Origin of the sequence: Pseudomonas laurentiana (assembly GCF_014648275.1) — a bacterium.
GTDB classification, from domain to species: domain Bacteria; phylum Pseudomonadota; class Gammaproteobacteria; order Pseudomonadales; family Pseudomonadaceae; genus Aquipseudomonas; species Aquipseudomonas laurentiana.
On record NZ_BMQU01000009.1, the window covers coordinates 46,246 to 59,138 of the forward strand.

The window sequence follows — 12,893 nt, forward strand, 5'->3', positions numbered from 1 at the left end:
TACCGGTCTTGCGCCAAGTTACAACCTCTGCCTCAAGAAAAAACCAACGTTTCTCAAGGACTTGGGTTCATGCCTCGATGCCGTGCGTGGCGAGGAAGACGACAAAGGCGTCCTCATCCATCACCTGAAGGCCCAGTTCATTGGCCTTGGCCAGCTTGGAACCTGCACCTGGGCCGGCGACCACGCAGTGGGTCTTGGCCGAGACCGAGCCGGCCACCTTGGCGCCCAGCCCTTCCAGTTTGACCTTGGCCACGTCGCGGCTCATGCGCTCCAGGGTGCCGGTGAGGACCCAGGTCTGACCGGCCAGCGGCAAGCCTTCGGCGACCTTCTTCTCACTGGCCCAGTGCATGCCGAAGTCGGACAACTGAGCCTCAATGGCAAGCGCCTGCGCTACGTTGTCCGGCACGGCGAAAAACTCACGCAAGCCCTGCTTGGCCTTTTCATTAAGGCCTTTCATGACGCTCAGTTCGAGCCAGTCGCGGCTCAGCGCGATCACCTGCTCCAGGCCACCGGCCTTTTCAGCCAGGTTCCTGGCCCCGGTCGCGGCGATGCCCGGGATGTTCAGTTTTTCGATGAGGCCTGCCAGGGTGGTGCTGGCTGCGAACTCGGGATGCACCTCGCCCTCATCCTGCAAGACGATGCCCGCGCCCAGCAATTGCTTGATGACCGCCTGGTTGTGGCTGTCGCCAAAGAAGCTGTGGATCTCATGGGCCACTTCCAGGCCGATATCCGGCAGGTAGGTCAACACTTGAGGCAACGCCACGCTCACCCGCGCCAGCGAGCCCAGGGAGCGCGCCAGCACCTTGGCCGTTTCTTCGCCCACATCGGGAATACCCAAGGCATAGATGAACCGCGCCAACGCTGGCCGCTTGCTGTGCTCGATGGCCGCCAGCAGGTTCTTGCTGGACAACTCGGCGAACCCTTCCAGGTCGACGATCTGCTCGAAGGTCAGGCTGTAGAGATCGGCAGGCGAACGGATCAGGCCCACGTCGACCAACAGCTCGACGCTTTTCTCGCCCAGCCCATCAATGTCCATGGCCCGGCGCGAGACGTAATGGATGATCGCCTGCTTGACCTGTGCCGCACAGGCCAGACGCCCCACACAGCGGTAGACGGCGCCCTCGCTGACGGTCTCCTTGCCCTTGCTGCGCTTGACCAGTTGCGTACGCTCCACGTGGGAACCGCACACCGGGCAGGTTTGTGGAATATGAACCGGGCGCGCATCCTCCGGGCGCCGCTCCAGCACCACCTGCATGACCTGAGGGATCACGTCGCCAGCGCGGCGGATGATCACCGTGTCACCAATGCGCAAGCCCAGCCGGTCCACTTCGTCCATGTTGTGCAAGGTGGCGTTGGCCACCGTGACCCCGGCAACCTTCACCGGTTTCAGGCGCGCCACAGGCGTCACCGCACCGGTACGGCCCACCTGGAACTCCACGTCGAGCACTTCGGTCAGCTCTTCCATGGCCGGAAATTTGTGTGCAATCGCCCAACGCGGCTCACGCGCGCGAAAGCCCAGCTCACGCTGATAGGCCAGGCTGTTGACCTTGAACACCACGCCATCGATTTCATAAGGCAGGTCGTTGCGGCGATTGCCAATGTCACGGTAGTAATCCAGGCACTGCGCCACGCCCACGGCGAGCTTCAGTTCAGGGCTGATCGGCAAGCCCCAGGCCTTGAGTTGCTGCAAAATGCCGACATGGGTATCGGCGATGTCTGCCGACACCTGCCCCAGGCCATAGCAGCAGAATTCCAGCGGTCGACTCGCGGTGACCTTCGAGTCAAGCTGACGCAGGCTGCCTGCGGCGGCGTTACGTGGGTTGGCGAAGGGCTTGCCGCCGCTTTCGATCTGGCTGGCGTTCAGGCGGTCGAAACCGGCCTTGGACATGAACACTTCACCGCGCACTTCGAGCACAGCCGGCCAACCCGTGCCCTCCAGCCGGAGCGGGATGTTGCGCACGGTACGCACGTTGACGCTGATGTCTTCACCGGTGGTGCCATCGCCACGGGTAGCCCCCTGCACCAGCAGGCCGTCGCGATAGAGCAGGCTGACCGCCAGGCCATCGAGCTTCGGCTCGCAGCTGTACTCTACGGCCGCACCGCCGCCGAACAGGTCGCCCGCCGGCAATTCCAGCCCGTCGACCACACGCCGGTCGAAATCACGCAGGTCGCCTTCCTCGAAGGCGTTACCCAGGCTCAGCATCGGCACTTCATGGCGCACCTGGCTGAAGGCCGACAGGGCAGCACCACCGACGCGCTGGGTCGGCGAGTCTGGCGTCACCAGTTCGGGGTGCTCTGCCTCCAGGGCCTGCAGCTCGCGGAACAGGCGGTCATACTCGACATCCGGGATACTGGGGGCATCCTCCTCGTAATAGCGCCGGTTGTGCTGCTGGAGTTCGGCGCGCAGGGCGAGGATTCGGGTTTCGACGGTCATGTTCGTGTTCTCTTGCCATGCAAAAGAGCAGCCTTGATTGCCCAGACTGCTGACACACCCGCGCCGTTCAACGGCTTCCTCACGGTGGGAGCAGGCTTGCCTGCGATGCAGGCGCCGCGAATTCACGGACACCCCATCGATAGCTTCGCAGGCAAGCCTGCTCCCACGAAGATCACACAGGGGGTTGTCAACAACCTGAGCAGCCGAGGCTGCTCTTTGAGTGTTTAGGGTGCTTGGGGATCAACGCTTCTGAGTCAGCGCCCGGCGCTCGAACTCGACGATACGCTGGCGGTAGTGCTCGATGGTCTGCGCGGTCATGACGCTACGCTGGTCATCCTTCAGCTCGCCATTGAGCTCGTGGGCCAGTTTGCGCGCAGCCGCCACCATCACGTCGAACGCCTGTTTCGGATGACGCGGGCCTGGCAGGCCCAGGAAGAAGCTCACCGCACGGGTACTGAAATGGTCGATGTCGTCCAGGTCAAATACACCCGGCTTGACGGCGTTGGCCATGGAGAACAGCACCTCGCCATTACCGGCCATGCTTTCATGGCGGTGGAAAATGTCCATTTCGCCGAAACGCAAACCGCTTTCCAGAATGTTCTGCAGCAGTGCCGGGCCCTTGAAGCCGCCGTCATCACGGGAGATCACGCTGATCACCAGCACTTCTTCTACCGGTGGCAGCTCCTTGCCTTCATTGGCGGCGCCAAAGCCGGTGCTCTTGGTGCGCGTTTCGTCCGGGAAATCATCGGACGCATCGGCAAACAAGTCAGGCTCACGTGGCTCAGCGGCCAGGTTCAGGTCGCCCTGTTGCGGCTCGCTGTTGCGCTTGCGCTTGGAGGACTTCGGCTTGCTCTCACGTTCACGCTCACGCAACGGCGCACTCATCGACGGCAGGTCATGCTCGTCCAGCTCCGGTTCCTTGTGATTGTCCAGTACGCGGGAAGGCCCCAACACATCAGGACTGCTTTCCTCATCAGGCAGGTTGGAGAAACTGCGATCCAGACGGAATTTCAGCTTGCCCTTGCCACCACGCATACGACGCCAGCCGTCAAAAAGAATACCGGCGATGACAATAATGCCGATGACGATCAGCCACTCGCGCAGACCGATTTCCATGTAATCCCGTGCCTCTGTAAAAAATGCTGATAAATAAAGGGCTTAAAGCCCTTTAAAACGTGGCGCCAACTCTATGTTCTGACAGGCGTTTTGCCCACGCGTAAGAAAAATTGCCATTAAGCTAGCACGACCAAAGATAACTTTACACCGTCTGTCGCAACTGACAGGACCATTAAGCGCAAGTTCACGCTTCAGGGCTCCCGATCAGGCGTCGACCATGGCCATCGCCTCCTCCACATCAACCGCCACCAGGCGCGAGCAACCGGGCTCGTGCATGGTCACCCCCATCAATTGATCGGCCATTTCCATGGCGATCTTGTTGTGGGTGATATAGATGAATTGCACCGTCTGGCTCATTTCCTTTACCAGCCGGGCATATCGTCCCACGTTGGCATCGTCCAGTGGCGCATCGACTTCGTCGAGCATGCAGAACGGTGCCGGGTTCAACTTGAAGATCGCGAACACCAACGCCAGGGCAGTCAACGCTTTTTCTCCACCGGACAACAGGTGGATGGTGCTGTTTTTCTTCCCGGGCGGGCGCGCCATGATCGTCACCCCTGTATCGAGTAAATCTTCGCCCGTCAGTTCCAGATACGCGCTGCCGCCACCGAAAACTTTTGGGAAAAGCGCCTGTAAACCGGCATTTATCTGATCAAAGGTATCCTTGAAGCGGTTACGGGTTTCCTTGTCGATTTTGCGGATGACGTTTTCCAACGTCTCCAGCGCCTCGACCAGGTCATCGTTCTGGGCATCCAGATAACGCTTGCGTTCGGACTGCTGCTGGTACTCATCGATGGCCGCCAGGTTGATTGCACCCAGGCGTTGAATACGCCCGTCGATGCGTTCCAGCTCAAGCGCTGCCTCCTGCTCACTGGCCTGCTCGGTCAGGGTTTCGAGCACGCCATGCAGGTCATAGCCATCGGTGTGCAACTGCTCCTGCAAGGCCTTGCGCTGAACGCTCAGCCCTTGCCATTCCATCCGGTGTTGCTCAAGCTGCCCCCGCAGCAACTGGGACTGCTGCTCTGCCTGGCTGCGACGCTTCTCGGCCTCGCGCAGCTCGCGGTCGGCTTCGTCCATGTGCAAGCGCGCCTGACGCATTTCGTCATCGACGCTCATGCGTTTTTCCAGCAGCTCTTCAAGCTTGAGCCGCAGTTCTTCCAGCGGCGCCTCGCCCTCCTCCAGGTTCAGCGTCAACTGCTCACGTTTTTCGGTCAGCCGCTCCGACTGCAATTCAAGCCGCTCCAGCGCCTGACGGGTGGAGTCATGCTGGGCACGCAGCGAGCCCAAACGCACCGCCAACTGGTGGGCGTGGTCCTTGTGCTGCCGCGCCTCCTGGCGCACCCGATCAAGCCGCTCACGCAGGTGGTCGCGCTGCGCCAGCAGCAACTCACGTTGCTCGGTATCCTGCGCCATCAGGTCAAGTGCGTCCTGCAGCTGCAAGCGCGACTCACCGAGGCTTTCGTGCTCGATGGCACGCTGCTCGAGCAACTCGCCCAGCTCTTCGTCAAGGCGACGGCGACGAAGCGCCAACTGCTCGGCACGCGCCTTGCCCGCCGACAACTGCGCCTTGAGTTCGCCCTGCTGACGCGCTTCGTCCTGCGCCCGACGACGCACCTGCTCGCGACCGTCCTCCAGGCTGCGCTGCCGCTCCCGCAGGCTGAGCAACTGCTCGTCCAGCAATTCCAGCTCGCCCTGCAAGGTTTCGCGCTCAAGGCGCAGTTGCTCAAGCTCCTGCCCTCGGGCCAGCACCCCACCCTCAGCGTCGCTGGCACGCGACACCCGCAAGAAGTGCCGCCCGACCCAGTAACCGTCACGGCTGACCAGGCTTTGCCCTTCGGCCAGTTGGCCACGCAACGCCAAGGCTGCGTCGAGGCTTTCCACCGGGCGAACCTGCCCCAGCCAAGGCGCCAGATCGACCCGGCCTTGAACCTTGTCGAGCACACTGCCCGGCAGGCTCGCCGCAGTACCGCGGACATCGAGCAGGCGCAGTGCGCCCTGATCGAAGCGGGCCAGGTCCAGGCCGGCAAAGTCATCGACCAGCACCGCCTGCAGGTCCGCGCCCAGCACGGTCTCGACCGCCAACTCCCAGCCCGGCTCGACGCGCAAACCCTCGGCCAGCCGTGGACGTTGCGCCAGGCCCTGCGCCTGCAGCCAACGGGCGGTGCCACTGCCCGGGTCTAGCGCGGCCTGCTGCAAGGCCTCCAACGAAGCCAGACGACCGCCCAGGCGTTGCAACTCGCCCTGGGCTTGCTGCTGAGCCGAGCCGGCCTGCTGCAACTGTTCGCGCAGGGCCTCAAGCTGTTCGACGACCTGCTGTTCTTCCTGCTGCAGGTCTTCAAGCAGCAGCTCACTGCTGGCCAACTGCTCGCCCAACTCCAGTATTGCGGCATCTTCAGGGTCGGCACTGAGCTGGTCGCGCTCTTCGCCCAGCTTGCGCTGACGCTCCGACAGGCGTTCCAGGCTGTGCTCCAGCTGCTGAATGCGTGACTGCTGCACTTCTGCCTGACGTCGCGGCTCGGCAGAACGGGTATTGAAACTGTCCCATTGTTCCTGCCAGCCGTGCATGGTGCCTTCGGCTTCTTCCAGTGTTGCTGCGGACTCTTCGGCAGCGGCCAGGGTCATTTCCTGTTCGGGCTCGAGCATGTCCAGTTCTTCAGCCAGCGTCGCCAGCAAGGTGCGGTCATGCCCAAGATGCGACTCGGTTTCCTGACGCGAACGCTCGGCCTCCTTGAGGTCATCCTGCAATTGGCGCAGGCGCTGCTGGCCGTGCTGAATGCTTTGTTCGATCCGGGCGATATCACCGCCCACCGAGTAGAACCGCCCCTGAACAAGGTTGAACCGCTCGGACAGTTCATGGTGACCGTCGCGCAGGCGCTCGATGCTGGCATCGGCATTGCGCTGCTCGGCAACCAATGCCTCGAACGCCACTTCCTGGTCGCCGATGATCGCCTCACGCTGGCCCACCTGATCGTTCAGCGCACGCCAGCGCAAGGCTGCCAGCTGCGCCTTGAGCTGACGTTCCTCGGCTTTGTATTCCTTGTACTTCTCGGCAGCCTGGGCCTGACGGTGCAAGCGTTCGAGCTGGCGTTCCAGCTCTTCGCGCAGGTCGGTCAGGCGCTCGAGGTTTTCATGGGTGCGACGAATGCGGTTCTCGGTTTCGCGGCGACGCTCCTTGTACTTGGAGATGCCAGCGGCTTCCTCGATGAAGTTGCGCAGCTCTTCGGGCTTGGCTTCGATCAGCTTGGAGATCATGCCCTGCTCGATGATCGAGTAGCTGCGCGGCCCCAGGCCGGTGCCGAGAAAGATGTCGGTAATGTCACGGCGCCGGCATTTGGTGCCATTGAGGAAATAGGTGTTCTGTGCGTCTCGGGTCACCTTGCGGCGAATGGAGATTTCCGCATAGGCAGCGTATTCGCCCACCAGGGTGTTGTCGCTGTTGTCGAAGACCAGCTCGATGCTCGCCTGGCTGACCGGCTTGCGGCTGGTCGAGCCATTGAAGATGACATCGGTCATCGACTCGCCACGCAGGTTCTTGGCCGAGCTTTCGCCCATCACCCAACGCACCGCGTCGATGATGTTGGACTTGCCGCAGCCATTGGGCCCGACAACCGCCGCCATGTTACTGGGGAAGTTGACGGTGGTCGGGTCGACGAAGGACTTGAACCCGGCCAGGCGAATGCACTTGAGGCGCATGCTCAGGCAGGCACCAGCGCCATCAGCACAAGGTCGCAGCTGCGCTGACAATATTCGACCAGTACGGCGCGGATGCGCGGCAGGTCACGTGCGACCACAGCGTCGAGCAGTTGCGCGAACAACACCAGGAAGTCATCCATTTCGGCCTTGCGCTGATCCAGCGCCAGGTAATACGTGCGACTCATGGCCGGCTGCAGGTTCTCGACGGTTTCCTGCAGGTAAGGGTTGTTGGCAAACGGATAGGCCGCGCGCATCACCGCGAAGCTGTCTTCAACGAATGCCTTGATGTCCTTGCGCTCGCAGGCAACGCGCAAACGCTGCTGAATGGCCAGAAAAGGGGCAAGCTCGGCATCGCTGCGCAGATGTGTGGCAACGGCATTGCCCAACAGAATATACAGCTCGCTCATCAGCATGCAGAGGCTGCGTACATTGTGCTCGTTAAGCTCGGTCACATGCGCCCCGCGACGCGGCAGGATCGTGACCAGGTGCCGGCGCTCGAGGATCAGCAGCGCCTCACGCACGGAGCCGCGGCTGACATTCAGCGCCTGAGTGACCTTCAGCTCCTGGATGCGTTCGGCGGGCTTGAGCTCGCCGCGAATGATCCGCTCGGCCAGGTAATGGGCAATTTGCTCGGAGAGACTGTCCGGCGCCTTGAACGTCATGGTTTTCCTTCAAACTCTTTCAACGATGCACAAAGGCGGGATTGTAGCGCACTTGCCCCCCACTCGCGCAGGGCCTCTCGGCCCGTTCTATGCTTAAAAAGTCAGTTGTAGAGCGCGCCACGCATCATTACTGCACTTTTCTTGACCCGAAGGTCAGAAAGATATTGACCGAGAAGTCAGGTCTGCTTAGAGTCAGCACAACCCCGCTCAACAACAATAATTCGCTTGTGAGGCCTTCCGTGATCCAGTTTCTCTTTAACCAGGAGCTGCGCAGTGAGCACGCCCTGGACCCCAACCTGACGGTGCTTGAATACCTGCGCGAACATCTGGGCAAGCCCGGTACCAAGGAAGGCTGCGCCAGCGGCGACTGCGGCGCCTGCACCGTCGTGGTTGCAGAGCGCCATGTGGATCAGGACGGTCACGAACACCTGCGCTATCGCAGCCTCAATGCGTGCCTGACCTTTGTGTCGGCGCTGCATGGCAAGCAATTGATCAGCGTTGAAGGGCTCAAGCACCAAGGGCAGTTGCACAGCGTTCAGCAGGCGATGGTCGACTGCCACGGCTCACAATGCGGCTTCTGCACGCCGGGCGTGGTGATGTCGCTGTTCGCCCTGCAGAAAAACAGTGACGCCCCGGACCTGCACAAGGCTCAGGAAGCCCTGGCAGGCAACCTCTGTCGCTGCACCGGCTACCGTCCGATCCTGGCGGCTGCCGAACACGCCTGCCGCCAGCCTGCGGCCGACGCGTTCGAGGCCGCCGAAGCGCAAACCCTCGCCCGGCTCAAGGCGATTGCACCCAACGAGACCGGCGAGCTCAACAGCGGCGATAAACGCTGCCTGGTTCCACTGACCGTGGCCGACCTGGCCGAGCTCTATGGCTCGCACCCGGAGGCGCGCCTGCTGGCCGGTGGTACGGACCTGGCGCTTGAGGTGACCCAGTTCCACAAGACCCTGCCGGTGATGATCTACGTCGGCAACGTTGCCGAGATGAAACGCATCGACCATTTCGACGACCGCATCGAGATCGGTGCCGCCACGCCGCTGACCGACTGCTATGACGCGCTGAGCGCTGAGTACCCCGATTTTGGTGAACTGCTGCACCGCTTCGCCTCGCTGCAGATCCGTAACCAGGGCACCCTGGGCGGCAATATCGGCAACGCATCACCGATTGGCGACGGCCCGCCCCTGCTGATCGCCCTCGGCGCACAGATCGTCCTGCGCAAAGGCGACAGCCAGCGCACCCTGGCCCTGGAAGACTACTTCATCGATTACCGCATCACGGCCCGCCAGGAGAGCGAGTTCATCGAGAAGATCATCGTGCCGAAGGCCTCGGCCGGCTGGGCGTTCCGCGCCTACAAGCTGTCCAAGCGCCTGGACGACGATATCTCGGCAGTCTGCGCCGCAATCAACCTGCGCATAGAAGGCGGCGTCATCCATGAAGCGCGCATCGCCTTCGGCGGCATGGCGGCCATCCCGAAACGCGCCCACGCCTGCGAAACCCTGCTGACGGGCAAACCCTGGAGCCAGGCATTGATTGAACAGGCCTGCCAGGCGTTGGGGGAAGACTTCACGCCGCTTTCGGATTTTCGCGCGAGCAAGGAGTACCGCTTGCTCAGTGCGCAGAACCTGCTGCGCAAATACTTCATCGAACTGCAAACACCGCACATCGAGACCCGGGTGACCGCTTATGTCTAACCATCCTCACGTCGCCAAGAGCCAGGCAGAACTGGCCGACCTGTTCAGCCAGGACATGACCAGCGGTGTCGGCCGCAGCGTCAAGCATGACAGTGCCGACAAGCATGTGTCCGGCGAAGCGGTGTATATCGATGATCGTCTGGAATTCCCGAATCAGTTGCACGTGTATGCCCGCTTGTCCGACCGCGCCCATGCACGCATTGTCAGTATCGACACGACACCCTGCTATGCCTTCGAGGGAGTGCGCATTGCCATCACCCATGAAGACATACCGGGCTTGAAAGACATCGGCCCGTTGCTGCCGGGCGATCCCTTGCTGGCTATCGACACCGTGCAGTTCGTCGGCCAACCGGTGGTGGCCGTGGCCGCACGCGACCTCGACACCGCGCGCCGCGCCGCGCTGGCGGCGATCATCACCTATGAAGACCTGGAGCCGGTACTGGACGTGGTCGAAGCGCTGCGCAAAAAGCACTTTGTCCTCGACAGCCACACCCATCGGCGCGGGGACTCGGCCAGTGCCCTGAGCCATGCACCCCATCGCCTGCAAGGCACCCTGCACATTGGTGGCCAGGAGCATTTCTACCTGGAAACCCAGATCTCTTCGGTCATGCCCACCGAAGACGGCGGCATGATCGTCTACTGTTCGACCCAGAACCCAACCGAGGTACAGAAGCTGGTCGCCGAAGTGCTCGACGTACCGATGAACAAGGTAGTGGTCGACATGCGCCGGATGGGCGGTGGCTTTGGCGGCAAGGAAACCCAGGCGGCGAGCCCGGCCTGCCTGTGCGCGGTGATCGCACACTTGACCGGCCAGCCGACCAAGATGCGCCTGCCACGCATGGAAGACATGACCATGACCGGCAAGCGCCACCCGTTTTATGTGGAATACGATGTCGGCTTCGATGACCGTGGCCGGCTGCAGGGCATCCATTTCGAGCTGGCCGGTAACTGCGGCTGCTCGCCGGACTTGTCGGCGTCCATCGTCGACCGCGCCATGTTCCACGCCGATAACGCCTACTACCTGGGCGATGCCACGATCAACGGCCACCGCTGCAAGACCAACACCGCCTCGAACACCGCCTACCGCGGCTTCGGCGGCCCACAGGGGATGGTCGCCATCGAGGAAGTGATGGACCGTATCGCCCGCCATCTGGTGCTCGACCCCTTGGCGGTGCGCAAGGTCAACTATTACGGCAAGACCGAACGCAACGTCACCCACTACCACCAGACCGTCGAGCACAACATGCTCGAAGAGATCACGGCAGAACTGGAAGCCAGCAGCGACTACGCCGAGCGCCGCGAGTCGATTCGCCGCTACAACGCCAACAGCCCGATATTGAAGAAAGGCCTGGCCCTGACGCCGGTGAAGTTCGGTATTTCGTTCACCGCAAGCTTCCTCAACCAGGCCGGTGCGCTGATCCATCTCTACACCGACGGCAGTATCCACTTGAACCACGGCGGCACCGAGATGGGCCAGGGCTTGAACACCAAGGTTGCCCAGGTGGTGGCCGAGGTGTTCCAGGTCGATATCTCACGCATCCAGATCACCGCAACCAACACCGACAAGGTGCCCAACACCTCGCCGACCGCCGCGTCCAGCGGCGCCGACCTGAATGGCAAGGCCGCGCAGAACGCTGCTGAAACCCTGAAACAACGCCTGATCGAATTTGCCGCGCGGCAGTACAAGGTCAGCGAAGAAGACGTCGTATTCCGCAACGGCCATGTGCGCGTACGCGATGAAATCCTGACCTTCGACGCCTTGGTGCAACAGGCGTACTTCGCTCAGGTTTCGCTGTCGAGCACCGGCTTCTACAAGACCCCGAAAATCTACTATGACCGCAGCCAGGCCCGCGGCCGACCCTTTTACTACTACGCCTATGGCGCGGCCTGCGCCGAGGTCATCGTCGACACCCTGACCGGCGAATACAAGGTGCTGCGCACCGACATCCTGCATGACGTCGGCGCCTCGCTGAACCCGGCCATTGACATCGGCCAGGTGGAAGGCGGTTTCGTCCAGGGCATGGGCTGGCTGACCACCGAAGAGCTGGTGTGGAACGCCAAGGGCAAACTGATGACCAGCGGCCCGGCCAGTTACAAGATTCCTGCCGTGGCCGACATGCCCATCGACCTGCGGGTGCGTCTGGTCGAGAACCGCAAGAACCCGGAAGACACGGTGTTCCATTCCAAGGCCGTGGGCGAGCCGCCGTTCATGCTCGGTATCGCCGTCTGGTGTGCAATCAAGGATGCCGTGGCCAGCCTCGCCAATTACCGTGAGCAACCGCTGATCGACGCCCCCGCCACACCGGAGCGGGTACTCTGGGGCTGCGAGCAAATGCGCAAGGCGATGGCGACGCAACCGCACACCGAGGCCGAGACCGCAGCGCCATGACCGCCCCATCGCCAGCACAGCCATACGGTCACCCACGAGGTCACTGAACATGCACACCTGGATCAACGCCCTCGCCGACCTGCAGGCACGCGGCGAACCCTGCGTACTGGTCACCATCATTGAGGAGCGCGGCTCGACCCCGCGCAACGCCGGTTCCAAGATGGTGGTCAGTGCCGAGCAGTTGTTCGACACCATTGGCGGCGGTCATCTGGAATACAAAGCCCTGCACATCGCCCGGCAGATGCTGGCCGAAGGGCGCCAGGCACCTCACCTGGAGCGCTTCAGCCTCGGCGCCAGCCTCGGCCAATGCTGTGGCGGCGCCACGGTGTTACTGTTCGAGCCGATGGGTCGGGTACAGGCGCAGATCGCCGTCTTCGGTGCAGGCCACGTCGGGCGGGCGCTGGTACCCTTGCTGGCCGCCTTGCCGTGCCGGGTTCGCTGGATCGACTCGCGCGAGCAGGAGTTCCCTGAGGCGATCCCAACGGGGGTCAGCACAATCGTCAGCGAAGACCCGGTCGATGAGGTCGACGACCTTCCGGTCGGCAGTTACTGCATCGTCATGACCCACAATCATCAACTGGACCTGGAGCTGACGGCTGCCATCCTCAAACGCAATGATTTCACCTGGTTCGGATTGATCGGCTCGAAAACCAAACGGGCCAAGTTCGAGCACCGCTTGCATGACCGTGGTTTTACCCCGGAGCGGCTGCAACGGATGCGCTGCCCGATGGGGATTGCCGAGGTCAAGGGCAAGCTGCCGATCGAGATCGCCGTGTCCATCGCCGCCGAAATCATTGCCACCTACAACGCCAATTTTGGCCAGCATGACGCTGCCGCCAATGCCGGCCCCATTGCCCAGCTGCTGCCGCCCTCGCGGCGCAGCCAAGCCCTTTGACGAGAGCCTC

At 62.2% G+C, this 12,893-nt stretch carries 7 protein-coding genes; 3 read left to right on the forward strand and 4 right to left on the reverse strand.

Translation table 11 applies throughout. The features are described 5' to 3' along the window. Positions 1–67 precede the first annotated feature (67 nt). The 4 genes from ligA to IE038_RS11185 all read right to left on the reverse strand — a co-directional run bounded on the left by ligA (position 68) and on the right by IE038_RS11185 (position 7,905). Positions 68–2,434, reverse strand: a complete 2,367-nt coding sequence (gene ligA / locus IE038_RS11170) for an NAD-dependent DNA ligase LigA (protein WP_189395633.1) — start codon at positions 2,432–2,434, stop codon at positions 68–70. A gap of 240 nt (positions 2,435–2,674) precedes the next feature. Continuing rightward, positions 2,675–3,550 carry a cell division protein ZipA gene (zipA, locus tag IE038_RS11175; RefSeq protein WP_163935631.1) on the reverse strand — a complete coding sequence of 292 codons (876 nt, stop codon included), beginning with the start codon at positions 3,548–3,550 and terminating at the stop codon, positions 2,675–2,677. A 204-nt stretch (positions 3,551–3,754) separates the two neighbouring features. Beyond that, a complete protein-coding gene (gene smc / locus IE038_RS11180) occupies positions 3,755–7,243 on the reverse strand; it encodes a chromosome segregation protein SMC (RefSeq protein WP_189395634.1) in 3,489 nt (1,162 codons plus the stop codon). Between the two features lie 2 nt (positions 7,244–7,245). Continuing rightward, positions 7,246–7,905 carry a GntR family transcriptional regulator gene (locus tag IE038_RS11185; protein WP_163935628.1) on the reverse strand — a complete coding sequence of 220 codons (660 nt, stop codon included), beginning with the start codon at positions 7,903–7,905 and terminating at the stop codon, positions 7,246–7,248. A gap of 239 nt (positions 7,906–8,144) precedes the next feature. On the opposite strand from IE038_RS11185, the gene xdhA reads away from it, so the two are divergent. From xdhA to xdhC, 3 genes are read left to right on the forward strand one after another with little or no spacing between them, the layout of a single operon-like run. Continuing rightward, positions 8,145–9,599 (forward strand): xanthine dehydrogenase small subunit, encoded by a 1,455-nt coding sequence (gene xdhA, locus IE038_RS11190; protein ID WP_189395635.1) that lies wholly within the window; start codon positions 8,145–8,147, stop codon positions 9,597–9,599. Next, positions 9,592–11,988, forward strand: coding sequence for a xanthine dehydrogenase molybdopterin binding subunit (gene xdhB / locus IE038_RS11195; protein WP_189395636.1), 2,397 nt, complete (start codon positions 9,592–9,594; stop codon positions 11,986–11,988). The genes xdhA and xdhB overlap by 8 nt, the downstream gene beginning before the upstream one ends. Before the next feature lie 49 nt (positions 11,989–12,037). Beyond that, positions 12,038–12,883 (forward strand): xanthine dehydrogenase accessory protein XdhC, encoded by an 846-nt coding sequence (xdhC, locus tag IE038_RS11200; RefSeq protein WP_163935625.1) that lies wholly within the window; start codon positions 12,038–12,040, stop codon positions 12,881–12,883. The last annotated feature ends 10 nt before the right edge of the window (positions 12,884–12,893 follow it).

Excerpts from the sequence above, each read along its gene's own strand:
- ligA (WP_189395633.1), bottom strand. The coding sequence starts at position 2,434 with ATGACCGTCGAAACCCGAATCCTCGCCCTGCGCGCCGAACTCCAGCAG.
- zipA (WP_163935631.1), bottom strand. The coding sequence starts at position 3,550 with ATGGAAATCGGTCTGCGCGAGTGGCTGATCGTCATCGGCATTATTGTC.
- smc (WP_189395634.1), bottom strand. The coding sequence starts at position 7,243 with ATGCGCCTCAAGTGCATTCGCCTGGCCGGGTTCAAGTCCTTCGTCGAC.
- IE038_RS11185 (WP_163935628.1), bottom strand. The coding sequence starts at position 7,905 with ATGACGTTCAAGGCGCCGGACAGTCTCTCCGAGCAAATTGCCCATTAC.
- xdhB (WP_189395636.1), top strand. The coding sequence starts at position 9,592 with ATGTCTAACCATCCTCACGTCGCCAAGAGCCAGGCAGAACTGGCCGAC.
- xdhC (WP_163935625.1), top strand. The coding sequence starts at position 12,038 with ATGCACACCTGGATCAACGCCCTCGCCGACCTGCAGGCACGCGGCGAA.